This is a genomic window from Candidatus Neptunochlamydia sp. REUL1 (genome assembly GCF_963457595.1).
In the GTDB taxonomy this organism is placed as follows: Bacteria; Chlamydiota; Chlamydiia; order Chlamydiales; family Simkaniaceae; genus Neptunichlamydia.
Genome location: NZ_OY735137.1, coordinates 1578235 through 1594491, shown reverse-complemented (window position 1 = coordinate 1594491; position 16257 = coordinate 1578235). Strand labels below are relative to the sequence as shown.

The window sequence follows — 16257 nt, the reverse complement described above, 5'->3', positions numbered from 1 at the left end:
AGCGGTTAATGCCCCATACGAGGCATCGCATTGTAGTTCAAATTGTTCATAATCCATATTGTTCCTCCAATAAGTATAAACATTAGAGCGACCCCAAAAATAAACATGATTAAATTCCAACGCGGTTTTTCTTCAAGTCCAAGATGGAGGAAAAAAATCAACTGAATCAATGCTAAAACGCAACCAATCATTATGATGGATAACATTAAAGTGTCATGTTTTAAGTGCCCATATGCCACAATCCTGTAGGCAGAAGCCACTAATACAAGAGATATAACAAACCCAATCCATAAGGGTTTAAAACTTAGATTCCATCCATGATGCTCATCAATCATACGATTCCTAATAAGTAAACAATTGTATAAATAAAAGCCCAAACAATGCTAAGAAACTGCCAAAACATCTTGAGACAAGTAAGGCGTAGCACCGAGCGAGCTGTAATTCCAAAGCGGAAAACTGGAATAAGAAGAACAATCACCCATAAAAGCGCGAAAACAAGGTGAAGAACAAAAATCCCTACTAGAGAGAAAAATGACGATGCAAAAGCATTCTTTTCCCATCCACTCCCAGCAGCAATAAAATAGGATAATTCATGAAATTCCATCCCCAAAAAGGCAATCCCCAACACAAAAGAAATGAGAAAAAAAACGATTGTCCCTCCTTTCTTCTTTCTATGAGTATAGACTCCAGCGATTCCGACAGTAAATGTACTGATCAAGAAAATAACGGTTTGAAGCGTCGCATGATCTAAATTGAAAAGTTGCTTCTGAGTCGGCCCTCCAAAATGATTGCCACTCAATACAGCATAAGCTGCAAAAATTGTGGCAAACAGCATGAAATCTGTTAATAAGTAGAGCCAAAACCCAAAAACCGTTTTAGAGTAAACATCATGATGAGTATCCGGACTCACCTCGTGTGTATTCATGTAGCGCGACTCCTTGTTTCAATTTGCTCAACTTCCTCAGCTTTAACATAATAATCGGTTTCTTTCACAAAAAGGCGGGCAATTAGAGCAACAAGAATGCCTATAAAGGTAATCGCTGCAAGCCAAAAGATATGCCAAACAAGAGCAAATCCCATAACGCAACTTAGAATGCCAATATTGACTCCCACCATCGAATTTTTTGGCATATGAATATCCTCATACTTCCGTTTGGCAATATCTTTTTTAGACTTTTTTAGTTCCCAAAAAGCATCTCTTGAATGGACTTCAGGTAAATGCGCAAAATTGTAGAATGGAGGAGGAGACGCTGTAGACCATTCTAAAGCCCTTCCATTCCATGGATCTCCAGTTGTGTCTTTATTCTCATTTCTTTCTTTAATGCTCTTATACAGTTGAGCAGCCTGGAACAAAACCCCAATCAAAATAAGAAAAGCTCCAATACAGGCTACAATAAAGAGAGGTTGCCATCCATTTCCAGCAGGGTAATGGTTCATTCGGCGTGTTGCACCCATAAACCCGAGAAGATAAAGGGGGAAAAAAGCAACGATGAATCCAACAAACCAAAACCAAAACGCATATTTTCCCAATTTTTCGTTGAGTCTAAAACCTGTAAACTTGGGAAACCAGTAGGAATATCCTGAGAAAAACCCAAATAGAACCCCGCCAATAATTACCGAATGAAAATGAGCAATTAAAAAGAGGCTATTATGCACTTGGAAATCAATTCCTGGAATTGCCATCATTACTCCAGTCATCCCTCCTGTGACAAAAATAAAAATGAACCCCATGAACCATAACATTGGAGTTGTGAATGTGACTTTCCCTCGATAAATGGTAAAAAGCCAGTTGAAAACTTTCACTCCAGTAGGAATGGCAATAACCATTGTCATAATTCCAAAAAAAGCATTTACGTTTGCCCCGGCACCCATTGTAAAAAAATGATGCAACCAAACAATAAATGAGAGGAATGTAATCACAGCAATGGCCCAAACCATTGATGTATAACCAAAGAGTTTTTTGTGAGAAAACACGGGTACAACTTCCGAAAAAATCCCAAATGCGGGAAGAACAAGAATATAAACCTCTGGGTGTCCCCACGCCCATATTAAGTTGATATACATCATAGGATTGCCCCCGTAGTCTGCTGTAAAAATTTTTGTATCCAGCAAACGATCTGTTGAAAGCATTCCAATTGTTCCAGTTAGAATGGGAAATGCAAAAATCACAAGAACCACTGTAGCAAGCGTTGCCCAAACAAAAACTGGCATCCTCATCAGCTTCATTCCAGGACAGCGCATCTTCAGAATTGTTACTAAGAAATTAATGCCTGACAACAAGGAACCTGCTCCAGATATCTGTATGCTCCAAAGCCAGTAATCAACACCAACTCCGGGATTATACTTAAGACCGGCAAGGGGTGGATATGCGGTCCACCCCGTCCCGGCAAAGACTCCAATCACAAGCGAGATGAAGATATAGAGTCCTCCTGCTGCAAAGAGCCAAAAACTAATGGAGTTAAGAAGGGGAAAAGCGACGTCACGCGCACCAATTTGAAGAGGTAATACAAGATTGATAATTCCAAAAACCACTCCCATTCCTACAAAAAAGATCATCGTTACCCCATGGGCTGTAAAAATCTGCTGGAAGTGTTCCGCTCCTAAATATCCCATACAGTCTCCAGAAGCAGTGGCCTGCTGAGCACGCATCATTAAACCGTCAATCAATCCTTTTGCAAGTTGAATTGCTGAAAAAACTATATACATGATTCCTATCTTCTTATGGTCAACCGAGGTAAACCACTCCCTCCAAAGCCAACCCCACTTTTTTAAATAGGTTATCAAAATAATAACAACTAAAGCACCGCCTACAATTGATACATCTGCAGCATATTCAATCCAGTCATGCTTCAATGCATGCTCACCAAGTCTTCCAAATAAACTCATTTTTTACTTCCTTCTGGCATATATTGAATCAGTATCTGATCAAAAAGCTGATCTTCGATCTTCCCGTATATCTCTACATTATTGTATTCGCTTGGTTCAACCAGCTGTTTATAAATATCCCAACTAAGTTCTTTCCCAGAACTCTTAACATGCTGTACCCAGTTCTGAAAGTCTTGTTTATTGCTTGCAACTGCTTTGAAAATCATACCAGCAAATCCTTTCCCGCTAATATTTGCTGAACGTCCCTCAAACTCTCCAGTTTCATTTGCAAGTAAGTGAATAGAAGTTGTCATTGCTGGCATTGCATAAATCTGCCCACCAAGTTGAGGGATCCAAAATGAATTCATCGGTGCATCAGCGGTGACAACAAAATCAATAGGTGTTTTTTCGGGAAATTGTACATAATTTACTGTTGCAATTCCTTGATCAGGGTAAATAAACAACCACTTCCAATCTAGAGCTACAGCTTGAATCTTGATAGGAGTTGTTCCATTTTGAATAGGTTTAAATGGATTGAGGTCATGGCTGGTTTTCCATGTAATCACAGCAAGAATAATAATAATCACGACAGGAACACCCCACCAAAAACATTCTGCAATGTTATTATGCTCCCAATCAGGAGTATGCTTAGAGCCTCTTCCTTCCCGGTATTTCCAACCAAAAACAACAGCTAGAACCAAAACAGGAATTACCACAATAAGCATCAGTAAAGAACTGGTAATAATTAACTCTCTTTCTTTCACACTGATTAGCCCTTTCGGTTCTAAAACAGGAATATTATGAGTGCTGACAAAATACACAGTCAACGCTCCGACAGCAATGATGAGGAGAGTGATAACGACGATTTTAAAAGCTCTTTTCATCTCAAGGCATTCTCAAAAAAAAATTACGTTAATTCTTGGTTCTACAATATAATGCACATCTTGTCTACAATAAAAAATTATGGGTATGAAAATAGCAATCAGTTCAGACGAATACCGCCCCATTATTGACCAGCTTATTCGTAAGGTTGAATCACAGGGGCATCAAACGATCTACTTTGGGCCTGAAAAAGAAGCTGCAGATCAGGATTGGACAACAGTCACTCGAAAAGCAATTCAAGAAATTCACGAAGGGAAGGCTGATGAAGGCATCGTCTTGTGCTGGACAGGAACAGGCTGTACCATTCTTTCCAACAAATTCCCTGGGATCCGCGCTGCCCTTTGTGTCGATGGAGAAACAGCCAAAGGAGCACGCATTTATAACCATGCCAATGTCCTCGGACTCAGCTTGCGTCTTCTTTCATCTGAAATACTCCAAGAAATTCTCGATCAGTGGTTCTCAACGCCATTTAGTACTGATGCCTGGAATCTATCTCAAATCAAAGAACTTGAAACAATTGAAAAGAGAAGCAAATGAGCGCTTTGTCAACTTTCAGCTCTTAGCAACTAAGCTCACTCATTTTGGAAGAACGTGACTGGCTAGAGGCCCACCCACCCCTAGAAAGCGAAGAAGCCGTGATTGCCAATTTTAAGTAAGAACACCAAGCCTTTGAATATTTAGAAGATGTAATTTACTCGTGTAATTTAAAATACAATTAATATTCCGATTTAATTACATTAAGAAAAAAAGATCAGGTCCCTGCTCTATTTAAAAGGTGCGTCACAAGTAATACATACGACTCTTCTACCACTAGTGGGAGAAAATATACTCAGGGACCGGCCACCCTCTTTGATATGATCAATTATGCACTATCAGAAAAAGTTATCGCTTCTCAGGTAGTTGCTAAGCTTCAAGAATTGGGATTCACTCAATATGAAGAGAAGCTTGGCGAAGGTGCTTTTGGTGTCGTTCTAAAGCTTCATGGGAAAAGCAAAAAAGACATCGCCCTCAAGCTAGAAAAAAGACCGATACCCATTGCTAATGAAGAGAAAGAACTGTTTGGTGATGCCCTTGGACTAAAACTTCCCTCAGGTCAACATTTGGGAACAGCTACCGGATTATTGACTTATCATGAAGGTAAAGTCCATTATATTGAAAACTACGACCCTGAAATGCATTCCAAACACCTTCTTGCAGGAGTTTTTTCAAAAGTTATTGATGGAGTTCCTTTATGGAACCGTGTACGCATTGCCCCACTAGATTCAGAGACCGTTAAAGGATATGGAAAACAACTTGCAGAGGCTCTTCATGCCCTTCACTCAAATGGGTATATTCATAACGATCTTCACCAAGGAAATATCCTTGTAAAGAATACCAAAGAAGGAAAAGATCCCTATCGACTAAAGCTTCTAGACTTTGGCCTTGCAAAAAAGGTCAATCCAGAAAGAGTCAAGAATGAATGGACATCATTTGCCCATCTGCTAGCCTCTATTGGTTCCAAGCAGAAATTATCACAAAGTCCAAAGTTCGGAGACCTTTTATATAACTCAGAGAAAGGACTCCTTACCGGAAATCTCCCCTACTCTGGAAATGAGATTGTGAATCACCCATTTTTTGTTTAGAGAACTTTAGCAGCAATTGCGGCTAACTGCGATCTCTCCGTTTTCTCGAACATAATGTGACCATAAATCGGTTCCTTCTTAAAACGACTCACCACGTAAGTAAGCGCATTCGAGTCTTTATCAAGATAAGGATTATCGATCTGTGTCGGATCTCCCGTGAGGATCACTTTGGTTCCCTTACCAGCTCTTGAAACAATGGTTTTCACCTCATGGGGTGTCAGGTTCTGCGCCTCGTCAATAATGATATAGGTATGAGCTAAAGAACGCCCCCTTATAAAGGTGACCGCTTCCATCTCAATCTTTTCACTTTCCATAATCCATTGTTTTGTATCCGACGCACTCCCCGAACCTGACGTTGATTCGCAAATATACTCGAGATTATCATAGATTGGCTGCATCCAGTGGTACATCTTTTCTTCCTTTGTTCCCGGAAGATATCCAATGTCTTTTCCAAGGGGCATAATAGGCCTTGAGATAAGAATCCGATTATAGACCCCCTCATCAAAAGTTTTGCGAAGGCCAACCGTGAGAGCCATCAAGGTTTTCCCTGTTCCTGCCTGTCCGATCATTGTAATCAATTTAATATCGTCATTCATAAGCATGTCCATGGCACATTCTTGCTCATCATTGAGGGGTTTTATTCCCCAGACCTCTTTAGTCTGCCCCTTGACTTGCTCAACTCTCTTCTTTTTCGGGTTATAAATCCCCATGGCCGTTGATTTTTCAGGGCAGTGAAAGCGCACATATTCGTTTGCTATCATATCTTCGCTTGGCAACTCAGCAAACCCTTTCGTCATAAAAGTGTCAATCTCTCCCTTGGGGATTTCAACCTTTCTAAATCCCCGATAGAGGTTATCAAAAAACTCCTTGAGACTTTCATAATTCTGAGCCTTAATACCAATTGATTCCGCTTTAATCCTTAAAACAAAGTCTTTTGAAATCATGATGACCACTTCTCGGCCTATCTGCTTTAATTTATATGCACAGAAAAGAATACGGTGTTTATTGCTATCCAGCGGAAGAGGAAAGCCTTCCCTTTGAACTGATTTGTCTTCGGCAAAGATGGAGAACGTCGCTCCATTTTCTAACTTAATTCCCTTAAATATATCCCCTTTAATCTCGTCAACGAAACGAATCACTTGCCGTGCATTCTTCCCAAGTTCGTCACTGAACCGTTTCATCTTATCTAACTCTTCTAACACTACCAGAGGCATTACGACATCGTTGCCCTCAAATTTCTGAATCGCTTCCGGATCATGCAGTAGAACGTTCGTATCCAGGACAAAAGTTTTGCTTGCCATAAGCTTGCTCCTTTTCAATCATTTATTATTCAGTAAATTACAGTACTTATGAACCTCCTTAAATCGCATTCTCTTTCTTCTTTATAATCGAATTTTTATTCCTGCCAAGCAAATCCTATCAAGAAAGATTCAAAAAAAATGAAGGTGGTTGATCTAAGCTACCTTACGATTTCAAAAGCCATTATAAGATCCAACAGGCAGAGAACAACCTAAAACACAATATCATAACACACTTATAAACAGTAAATTATAAACGCGTTCAGCAGTCAAGGTAGATGAGTGCCAGCTTTTCTATTGACTGAGAATAGGATGATCTGTATAATGGGGATAGGTTCGAATAAACCGTCTGATTAAGGATGATATGAAGAAAATCAATCATAAAATTTTAAGCATCCCTCCTTATATCTCCACGTCATGGAAGAATATCAATACGCTTCATATGAAAGAGATGGAAGGAAAACAAGTTCTGGTCATCGTCCTTCACAATGGAACTCTAATCGAGATCCCAGGACTCGAAGAAAAGCTCATTGAGCAAATCTTTGATGCCCACTCTCAATATGTGGACCATGAGACGAAAGAACCTCAAGCCGAGTCTCTCAAAACTTTTGAACCAACACCTGAAAAAGAAAATGACGTTTCTTTTTCCTTTGGAATCCCTTTTCAGATGAGTGGAGCAGAAGGGGCTGAAAACATCAGTTCTTTTCTTCAACATAACCCTGATCAGGCAAACACTCCAAAAATGCCCCCCGATGTCATTGAAAAAATCACATCGATCACTAAAGCCCTTGGAATGGACATGGAACAAATGAACATTCCTAAAGCAGAGCCCCACTGCAATTGCCCTTACTGCCAAATTGCAAAAGTTATTCAAGGTGAATTACAGGATTCTCCTAAAGAAGAGATCGAAGAAGAAGTCACCGAAGATGACCTACGCTTCCGCGACTGGGACATCAAGCAGGAAGGAGACAAGCTCTACATTGTTTCCAATCCCTTAGATGTAAATGAGCACTATCAAGTCTTTTTGGGTAATCCCGTGGGATGTACATGTGGCGAAAAAAACTGCGAACACGTTCGCACTGTTCTTAACAGTTGAACCCATCTCACTATTCTAAGAGAGTCGAATAAAAAAGCATCTCTAATATGGAATAGCTCTATTAATTTTGTCCTGGCCATTTAAACAGTCGTTCTCTAGAATGAGAAAGCAGAACACTTTTCTTATTAGGAGTACGAATTATGTCTAAAGCTTATGCTTTATTAGCGCTGCTAATGTTAGGAGCTTTTTCGGCTCCCGCATTTGCAGATGCAGCCCCCCCACTCGACAAATCGATTACATCGGTTGATACAACCCCTGCGCACTCGGGTTCAAAGTTTAAAGCCTTCACTGGAAAAATCGTTGGAAGCAATGTTCGGATGCGAACCTCTGCTGACCTAGATAGTCACATTATTACCGAGCTCGGCAAAGACGAGTATGTTGTTGTGACCGGAGAAAAAGGAGATTTCTATACAGTAAAAGCCCCAGCAGACTTAAAAGCATATATTTTCCGCGGGTTTATTATTGATGATATTGTTGAAGGCGATCGCGTTAATGTCCGCCTTTCTCCTGATCGTGATGCCCCCATTATTGGACACTATAGCACTGGGCATTCCATTAACGGAAACATTTGTGATGATAATAACAAATGGATGGAGATCGATGCCCCAGAAAATACTCAGTTTTTCATTGCTAAGGAATATGTTGAATATGCTGGAAAACCCGAGCTTAAAGTTGTTCAAGACAAGCGAAAGGCAACAGTTACTCAACTTTTAGAGTCGACAAACCTTCTCAGCCAAGCTGAAATGCGTAAGGCTTTTCATGAAATCGATATTGAACGCGTAACCCATAACTATGGCACCATCATTAAAGACTTTAGTGACTTTCCAACATTTGTTGCTTCAGCAAAGAAGGAACTTCATGCAATTCAGGAAGACTACTTGCACCGCAAAATTTCTTTTCTTGAAGCCAAAGCATCAAATATGGGTAAAAATCAAGAAATTTCTGGAAGTATCTATGAGGTTGCCTATCACTCTGAAGACGTTCTTTCTCCAACAGACCGAATGAAAGTCTGGGAGCCTATTGAGGAAGCCATGTATTTGAGCTGGTCATCAATGCATCACGCCAAAACAATGGACGACTTCTATGCAGACCAGAAAATGAAGAGCAAAACGGTTTCTGGAATCTTAGAATCATATAGAGAACCTGTAAAAAACAAGCCAGGTAACTTTGTTGTAAAAGACAGAGATATCACTGTAGCATATGTTTATAGCACGCATGTTAATCTTGAAGATTTTGTGGGAAAGCGAGTCAATTTAATTGTCTCTTCTAGACCCAATAACAACTTCGCATTCCCTGCGTACTACGTCCTCGAAATTGAATAAAAAGGACGCTAATTCCTCTTTATCGGCTCATCCTCCTATCTCTTTTGAGATGAGAGAATGGGCCGTTTCTATTTTAGGAGCCGATACCCTGAAAGGAAAACTGTGGGCGCCCAAAAAGCTGACAGATTTTCAACCCGGACCTCCTATGGAATGGAATGAGCCAACCCGCCCAACTCAGCTCCGTTTCCAAAAGGTCAAAAGAGAAAATAAACTCCCGCCTTTTCATGACCACCATAAGCCAGATAGCCGTGCGGCATGTCTCCACCGCTTTGCCGGCCACGAACTTCTTGCGGTTGAGATTATGGCTTACGCCTTACTAAAATTCCCTGATGCTCCTAGTCACTTTCGCAGAGGGCTTGCCCACACTCTAAAAGAAGAGCAAGAACATGTCCGCCTCTATCTTTTGCAATTGAAAAGACTAGGGGTCAGTTTTGGAGACCTTCCCCTTTATCGCCACTTCTGGTGTCATACCCCTTACTTAAACTCCCCGATTGAATATGTTTCGGTGATGAGCTTAACCTTTGAAATGGCTAATCTTGATTTTGCTCCAATGTATGGGCAATCTTTTGAAAAACACGGAGACAAGGAAGCTGGAGCACTTATGGCACGGATCTTGAAAGACGAGATTGCCCATGTCTCATTTGGTTGGAGCTGGCTTCAAAAATTTAAATCTCCACAACTGAGCGACTGGGATGCCTGGAAAGAAGCTCAAAGTCCTCTGCTCACGCCGAAGCGAGCACGAGGCTTTGTAATTCATGAAGAGCACCGGAAACAAGCGGGTATCTCGCCGCAGTGGATTGAAAGCTTGAAATCTCTCTAACTTTTCACTACAATTTTCCCCATGATTCAACTATTAGCTATTATTCTTTACTTTTCACTAGCCTTGAGCGTAGGGATTTTTTCATATAAAAGGCAAACAAATACCGCGGGATTTCTAATGGGAAACCGCTCGCTAGGAACATGGCTCACAGCGCTTGCTGCTCATGCAAGTGACATGAGCAGCTGGCTTTTACTGAAAAGATAGGCAACCTCACCCTCTCTAGTTTTTTGGAATTGGAATCGTCATCACTTACGTCCTCATAGGAGGATTCACCACCTTAGCATGGTTAGATCTCTTTCAAGGTCTGTTTCTCCTCGGAGTCATTTTAGTTGTTCCCTTCTTAATCTTGAGCAAGGTAGAAGGGTTTCCTGCAATTGGACAGGTTCTTGCTGATAAACCTTCCCTCATCCCTTCATTGAAGGGTTTAACTCTCCTTCAAATTGTCTCTATGGCACTCGGATGTGGACTTGGGTATTTTGGGCAACCTCATATCCTCACGAAATTCATGGGAATCCGAGATGTCTCAAAAATGAAACAATCGAAGCGGATAGGGATGTCTTGGATGGTTCTCTCGCTTTGTGCCGCTACATTTGCAGGGCTCGTAGCTGTCCCTTTCTTTTCTAGCGGGATCTATGACCCCGAGATGATCTTTATTGAGATGGTGAAGGAAAACTTCTCTCCCTTTGTGATTGGCTTTATCCTCTGCGCAATTATTGCTGCGATCGTCAATGTCATGAGCTCTCAGCTCATCATCATTTCCTCGATCCTTTCTGAAGACTTTTATAAAAGAATATTCCACAAAAAGGCGAGCGAGAAAAAGCTCTTAAAAGTCTCCCGATTAGGAATCCTTGCCGTCGCGCTTCTTGCTTTCTTCATTGCCTTTATGTGCCCTGGATCCATTTTTGAGCTTGTGCTCTATGCATGGTCGGGACTAGGCGCCGCATTTGGCCCTCTCCTGATTTATATAGCTAAAATATTTCGTTTTAGTTATAATTTTTTGAATGACATATTCGCTAGATTTTAGAAAAAAAGTTCTATCAATCCGAAGCAAAGAAAAATTAAGCTTTGCCCAAGTAGCAAAACGCTTTGGAGTAAGTGTAAATAGTGTGTTTCTCTGGTCTAAGAGGTTAGAGCCGAGGCGCACTAAAATCAGACCTGCAATAAAGATTGATAGAGAGATCTTGATGGAGGATATCAAGAAATACCCTGATGCCTTCAACTATGAACGAGCACATCGTCTCAACGTAAGCACTTCAGGCATTCGGTGTGCCATGAAGAGGTTAAGAATTAGCTATAAAAAAAACGCTCAACCATCCCAAGGCCTGCGAAACAAAAAGACAAATCTTTCAAGGGAAAATCGCAGAATATAAACGTTTGGGAAAGCCAATTGTATATATTGATGAAAGCGGGTTTGCCCATGATATGCCCCGCACCCACGGTTACTCCAAAATAGGACAGCGATGTTTTGGCACTCATGATTGGGGAGCAAAAGGAAGAACAAATGCAATAGGGGCATTACTTGGAACAAGCCTCCTTACACTTGCGTTATTCGAGTGCAATATTAATACAGATGCCTTTTCCATTTGGGCAGAGGAGGACTTGCTACCGAAACTTCCCTCTGAAAGTATTCTGGTTATGGATAATGCTTCATTCCATAAAAGCAAATCTATGCAAGAGAAGATCCAGGCTGCAGGCCATACCTTGGAATATCTTCCTCCCTATTCTCCTGATCTAAACCCTATTGAACACAAGTGGGCACAGGCAAAGTCTAAGCGAAGAAAATATCAATGTGGAATAGACGAACTTTTCAAGGAGCACTGCCTATAACTAATTTAAGTCACTTTAGCTATATGCTCTATTCAAAACGGGTCACCAAACTAGGTGCGTGGGTCGGGATGCTTTCAGGAGGTCTCATCTCAGCCTTATGGCCGCTCATTAATCCCTTTTTGCCCGTGCCAATCGAACCTCTTTTACCGGCATTTATCATCAGCTTTGGACTAACCTGGGGAATTTCCTACAAACTCACTTCAGAAAGGTCGGTGCAAGAAAGCACGATCTAGGGCGAAAGTCATTTGGTTTTAGCTACCATATCAAGGGATACTTTCATGTCGGATGCTTGAATTTCGCGGGGAACGCGATCGATTCCTTCCAGAGTCTCTAACTCTACCGAACGAGCTGCTGCCCCCATCTCCTGAAACTTTCTAGCAGAGACCAATACGCGCGACTCAAGAGATCCAACAGCCTTGTTGTACGCGTCCACAGAACTTGCTAAAGTGCGCCCCACCTTGCTCCAGTGCTCGCTCATATCAGTTATCCGTTTATAGAGCTCATGCCCAAGCGTGCTGACCTCTTGAGCATGAAGAGATAGCTTTTCTTGTTTCCAGCCGTAAGCAATCGCGCGCAGAAGGCCAATCAATGTTGTTGGTGTTGCAATCACAACCCCCTGTTCAACTCCCACTTCAATCAAGGAGGGGTCATACTCCAGTGCTGAGCTAAAGAAGCTATCCGAAGGAATAAAGAGGATTACAAATTCAGGAGTGGGTTGAAAGCTTTGCCAATAGGCTTTTTTTCCTAAAGCCATCACATGCTGCCGTACCTGCCGTGCATGATGTCTAAATTTATCTTCTTTGACACCTTGATCCTCAGCCTGAATCGCCTCCAAATACGCCTCACAGGGAGTCTTTGCATCCACAATGACCTGCTTATCTCCCGGAAGTTTTACAATGACATCAGGGCGCACTAACCCAGATTCTCTCGTCTCCTGCTCATAGAAGTCGCAATGGTTTACCATCCCCGCAAGCTCAACAACTCTTTTGAGTTGCATCTCCCCCCAGCGCCCCCTAACAATCGGAGCCCGAAGGGCCTTCACCAAAGTGGCTGTCTCCTTTCTGAGTTCTTTTTCTGACTCAGTCATCATTCTGAGCTGAGCCTTCAAAGACTCTTGCTCTCCCTGTCTCTCTTTTTCAATGGCCTGCATCCCCTTATCGAGTCTGCCAAGCGACTCCTGAACCGGCCTCAAAACATGCTCGATCGACTCTTGCCTCTTCTCCAAGTCTCCCTTTGCTTTTTCCTGAAACTTCCCCAGCGTCTCCTTGGCAAGCTGCAAAAATGAAGAATTGCTCTTCTCAAGGGCTTCACTCGATAGCGCTTTAAACGCTAGAGACAACTTCTCCTGCGCTGCTTCAATGTCCTCAGAAGTCTCTTCACGAGCTTTTAAATAAATATTTTCTTCTCTTGCCTTCTGCCACTTTAAATAAAAGAACACGGCCAGGGCTGCCAGAATGACTGCAATTAAATATTCCATAACTCTATTTAAGCTTATAGGGTGATAAATCTCCAGAAAGCTTTCTCTTTTTATCACTCCCATGTTAGCATTTTTTCCATAAAAACTCATTTGGGGGAAGACAATGGAATACCTTAAACCTCGGTACTATCAAACCTGTGCAAAACAGACCCTTTCAACTGGTTCCTGATACATTTCATGGTCCAAAAAAGGACCGCGCCTTTGCTGTACAATTCACGAAACCGCTTCTTGACAAACTTGTAGAAATCGAAGGCCTTTTTGCCAGGTCCTGGCGCTGGTGGCAACCACCTTAAGGCGCAGTAGACTTATTATCGACTGAAGATTGATTTTTTCTCCCCTTCCTTGAGCACGTGATTATGGAATAAAGAAAGAGAAAGCAAGGGTAGAGGATTTCAAAAAAACATGAATAAACATGAGAAGCTCGATCCCATAGACACAGCGATGGATGTTTTTTCATTTCCTGTAGCCAAGAGAGCGGATGCTCCAAGGGAAGCTCTCCCTTTTTCTGGATTGTTTTGGTGAGCACACATGTGAGGTGAAAGGCAGCGTAAAGAAAAACTGTGACTCCTATCACCCGTCTGTGACGGCTTAGTGCTTTGAAAAGTTGCCACTTGGGAAAATGTTTTGTAAGAGGGGCTAGGGCTAGGCTGATGGTTAACAGTCTGAGAGTGCAGTAACCACCATGGATGAGGAGCTTTTTCCAAGGTCTCGGACCCAGTTGATCTAGAAGCGTCGCCAACAGTAAAAAAAATAAGAGCTGGCAGAATCAAAAGTGAATAGAGGCGGGGTTTATTAATCTTTGTCATCGTCAATCTCAAAATCGACGAGGGTCTTGGCCTTTTTACCGGCAATAAGGCGAATCAGGGTGAGAACACACCCGATAAGGATATAACCTACGGAGCACACAACGAGTACAACAGGCAGGAAATAGAAGATTCCAAAGAAGATGAAGATAGCAATCAAAACGGTAAAAAGAATGAGGTGGAAAGAGGGAACCCGGAAGTGAAGGCTTTTAAGACTTAGAAACTTCCATTTGCTCACCATAAGGTAACCAAGAAGAACCATGATGCATGTCAAGGTAATCGCCCGCACAGCATAGGACAAGTTAAACCACTCCTTTGCAAAGGTCGAATGGAGAAAGAGATTCACCGAAATTGCCCCTGCTGCAGAGGCGGGAATAGGAAGCCCTGTAAAATTTTTTTTATAAGCGGCGCTAGCCTCTTTGTCCGTCTTTAGCTCATGTGCTTTGACATTAAAGCGGACAAGGCGGAGCACTCCGCAAATCGTATAGAGCATTGCCCCAACAACTGCAAAAAACGAGAGGCTTGTTGCTGGCTCAAGTGAAAGGCTTTTTAGGAATAAGACCGATGGTGCAACCCCAAAGGAAATCGCGTCAGCCAAAGAGTCAAACATTGAACCGAATTCACTTTCTGCTCGAATGATCCGCGCCACCGCACCATCTAATAGATCTGCAAACGCAGCGAGCAGTAAGAGAAGGGCCGACGAATAAAGCAACTCGTAAGTACCAACTCCAGGCTCTGTCATGTTTGTCTTAAAAATAACAAACAGGCCACATGAAAGGCCAAACGCAGTAATAATATTAGGCAAAAGGTAAAATTGTTTCATGTCGCTATCCTACCAAAATAAATAGTTTTTGGCGATTCGAATATTGCAAAAAAACAAGATCTATCATTTCTGTTAAGAAAGAAAGGTCGTATGAAAACTAAGGTATTTCTACTTATTATTGGTCTTGTAATAGGCACGTTCTTTGGATTGTACTTTACCCAATTTAAATCTGATCTGACTACAAAGAGGACTGCAAAAGTTACAGTCGATTACGGAAAAGAAAACGACTTCTTATCTGACTTAATCAATGGACATAAAGACTTTAAAACACACTATTACCCTTTTCATGAAACCGAATTCTTAAATCTGGTTGATAATGGTCAAAAGCCTGGAGCCATCATCATCACTTGCTCCCCCCTATACTAGCGATTTGGCTCACCTACAGGCCTCTGTATTAGCCTCTGTCGAATATGCAGTTCATCATTTAAGAATTAAGGATATTATTGTGATAGGGCATTCTGATTGTGGTGCGATGAATGCTATATACTCCAAAGCTGATCTATCGGGATTTCCAGAGCTTATACGCTGGCTTTCTATTGACGATAGATTATTCAGGGCTTTTCTAAAAAAACACCAAGAACATCCACTGACCAAAAAAAAGTCTTTTTCTATTCGAAAAATTTTCAATTGTTGGACAACTGCATCACTTATCAAACTACCCTATCTTAAGAGAGCTACTTAAAGATAAACGTGTGCACTTACATGGGTGGTTTTATGATGTAAGATCTGGAGGGATAGATTATTATGATACCGATAAAAAAGGTTTTTTCTCTCTCTCGATAAAAGAGATTGGTTCATGACCTCTATCAAAGGAAATGCACTGTATGCGCTGCAGCTTAGTATCGTATCTGGCATTTCCTATTTTCTTGGATATTTTCTAAGTGGCCTTACGCTTCCAACGGTTGCAGAAGTTAGTGGTCTATGGAGCATCATTTCCGGTGTTCTTGTTATGAAACAGCATCAGAGCGAAAGCTTCTCAGCTGGGTTCGATCGCCTTTTTGGGACACTTGTAGGATGCATTGTTTCTGCTTTCTGCCTATATATTCCCGAAATGATTTTTGCTCTGCTCCTGAGTATTTTTATTACATCCTTGATTTGCACAAGCATCCCTAAGTTAAAAGAATTAAACTTTCACGCATGCATCACCAGTGCTGTTGTCGTTATCATTTGGCAGCTAGGATCAAAAAATGACGAATGGCTTTTTAGTTTTTCACGGTTTATAGAATTAGCCGCGGGTGTTTCGATTGCAATTGCTGTTGCAAACACTTCCCTCATCTAGAAAAAACTAAAAGATCTTAATTTTGTAAATTCATAATGCACTTGTCTTCTTTGCGTTGAAAATTTTCGGAAATTTTTTTTGCTTTTTGTGTCAGTTTTTTGTAGACTTCTAGATTCCGACTACAATATATAGTGTGTTAAAGG

At 41.4% G+C, this 16257-nt stretch carries 18 protein-coding genes; 11 read left to right on the top strand and 7 right to left on the bottom strand.

Annotated elements, in window-relative coordinates; translation table 11 throughout:
* Positions 1–5: 5 nt before the first annotated feature.
* From R2I63_RS08555 to cyoA, 4 genes are read right to left on the bottom strand one after another with little or no spacing between them, the layout of a single operon-like run.
* On the bottom strand, positions 6–335 hold the full coding sequence (locus tag R2I63_RS08555) for a cytochrome o ubiquinol oxidase subunit IV (protein WP_316356789.1): 330 nt from the start codon (positions 333–335) through the stop codon (positions 6–8).
* Positions 332–925 carry a cytochrome c oxidase subunit 3 gene (locus R2I63_RS08550; RefSeq protein ID WP_316356786.1) on the bottom strand — a complete coding sequence of 198 codons (594 nt, stop codon included), beginning with the start codon at positions 923–925 and terminating at the stop codon, positions 332–334. The genes R2I63_RS08555 and R2I63_RS08550 overlap by 4 nt, the downstream gene beginning before the upstream one ends.
* Positions 922–2886 carry a cytochrome o ubiquinol oxidase subunit I gene (cyoB, locus tag R2I63_RS08545; protein ID WP_316356784.1) on the bottom strand — a complete coding sequence of 655 codons (1965 nt, stop codon included), beginning with the start codon at positions 2884–2886 and terminating at the stop codon, positions 922–924. Before cyoB ends, R2I63_RS08550 begins: the two co-directional genes overlap by 4 nt.
* Positions 2883–3749, bottom strand: a complete 867-nt coding sequence (gene cyoA / locus R2I63_RS08540; RefSeq protein WP_316356783.1) for a ubiquinol oxidase subunit II — start codon at positions 3747–3749, stop codon at positions 2883–2885. Before cyoA ends, cyoB begins: the two co-directional genes overlap by 4 nt.
* 79 nt (positions 3750–3828) lie before the next feature.
* Here cyoA and R2I63_RS08535 point away from each other — a divergent pair, with 79 nt between their 5' ends.
* Positions 3829–4284: an RpiB/LacA/LacB family sugar-phosphate isomerase gene (locus R2I63_RS08535; protein ID WP_316356781.1), complete on the top strand. Its 456-nt coding sequence runs from the start codon at positions 3829–3831 to the stop codon at positions 4282–4284.
* Positions 4285–4601: 317 nt separating this feature from the next.
* A complete protein-coding gene (locus R2I63_RS08530) occupies positions 4602–5369 on the top strand; it encodes a protein kinase domain-containing protein (protein ID WP_316356778.1) in 768 nt (255 codons plus the stop codon).
* On the opposite strand, the gene R2I63_RS08525 is transcribed toward R2I63_RS08530, so the two are convergent.
* The gene (locus R2I63_RS08525; protein ID WP_316356776.1) at positions 5366–6670 is read right to left on the bottom strand and encodes a PhoH family protein; all 1305 of its coding nucleotides are present in this window, start codon (positions 6668–6670) and stop codon (positions 5366–5368) included. The genes R2I63_RS08530 and R2I63_RS08525 overlap by 4 nt on opposite strands.
* A 361-nt stretch (positions 6671–7031) precedes the next feature.
* On the opposite strand from R2I63_RS08525, the gene R2I63_RS08520 reads away from it, so the two are divergent.
* The 6 genes from R2I63_RS08520 (at position 7032) to R2I63_RS08495 (ending at position 11732) form a co-directional block, all read left to right on the top strand.
* Positions 7032–7763, top strand: a complete 732-nt coding sequence (locus R2I63_RS08520) for a hypothetical protein (protein WP_316356774.1) — start codon at positions 7032–7034, stop codon at positions 7761–7763.
* Between the two features lie 140 nt (positions 7764–7903).
* On the top strand, positions 7904–9085 hold the full coding sequence (locus tag R2I63_RS08515; protein WP_316356771.1) for an SH3 domain-containing protein: 1182 nt from the start codon (positions 7904–7906) through the stop codon (positions 9083–9085).
* 49 nt (positions 9086–9134) lie between these two features.
* Positions 9135–9905 (top strand): DUF455 family protein, encoded by a 771-nt coding sequence (locus R2I63_RS08510; protein WP_316356768.1) that lies wholly within the window; start codon positions 9135–9137, stop codon positions 9903–9905.
* A gap of 232 nt (positions 9906–10137) precedes the next feature.
* Positions 10138–10929, top strand: coding sequence for a sodium:solute symporter family transporter (locus R2I63_RS08505; protein WP_316359804.1), 792 nt, complete (start codon positions 10138–10140; stop codon positions 10927–10929).
* Entirely contained in the window at positions 10907–11275 is a 369-nt protein-coding gene (locus tag R2I63_RS08500; protein ID WP_316356267.1) for an IS630 transposase-related protein, read from the top strand. The genes R2I63_RS08505 and R2I63_RS08500 overlap by 23 nt, the downstream gene beginning before the upstream one ends.
* The gene (locus tag R2I63_RS08495; RefSeq protein ID WP_316359723.1) at positions 11199–11732 is read left to right on the top strand and encodes an IS630 family transposase; all 534 of its coding nucleotides are present in this window, start codon (positions 11199–11201) and stop codon (positions 11730–11732) included. Before R2I63_RS08500 ends, R2I63_RS08495 begins: the two co-directional genes overlap by 77 nt.
* Positions 11733–11973: 241 nt before the next feature.
* Here the strand turns inward: R2I63_RS08495 and rmuC are convergent, their stop codons facing one another.
* Together rmuC and R2I63_RS08485 are read right to left on the bottom strand one after the other, a co-directional pair.
* Complete coding sequence (gene rmuC / locus R2I63_RS08490) at positions 11974–13209, bottom strand: DNA recombination protein RmuC (RefSeq protein ID WP_316356765.1); 1236 nt, start codon at positions 13207–13209, stop codon at positions 11974–11976.
* 792 nt (positions 13210–14001) lie between these two features.
* Positions 14002–14835, bottom strand: coding sequence for a CDP-alcohol phosphatidyltransferase family protein (locus R2I63_RS08485; protein ID WP_316356761.1), 834 nt, complete (start codon positions 14833–14835; stop codon positions 14002–14004).
* 316 nt (positions 14836–15151) lie between these two features.
* Here R2I63_RS08485 and R2I63_RS08480 point away from each other — a divergent pair, with 316 nt between their 5' ends.
* From R2I63_RS08480 to R2I63_RS08475, 3 genes are read left to right on the top strand one after another with little or no spacing between them, the layout of a single operon-like run.
* Complete coding sequence (locus R2I63_RS08480) at positions 15152–15517, top strand: carbonic anhydrase (RefSeq protein ID WP_316356759.1); 366 nt, start codon at positions 15152–15154, stop codon at positions 15515–15517.
* Positions 15462–15635: a hypothetical protein gene (locus R2I63_RS10720; RefSeq protein ID WP_445083693.1), complete on the top strand. Its 174-nt coding sequence runs from the start codon at positions 15462–15464 to the stop codon at positions 15633–15635. Before R2I63_RS08480 ends, R2I63_RS10720 begins: the two co-directional genes overlap by 56 nt.
* Entirely contained in the window at positions 15632–16114 is a 483-nt protein-coding gene (locus R2I63_RS08475; protein ID WP_316356757.1) for an FUSC family protein, read from the top strand. Before R2I63_RS10720 ends, R2I63_RS08475 begins: the two co-directional genes overlap by 4 nt.
* Positions 16115–16257: the final 143 nt, after the last annotated feature.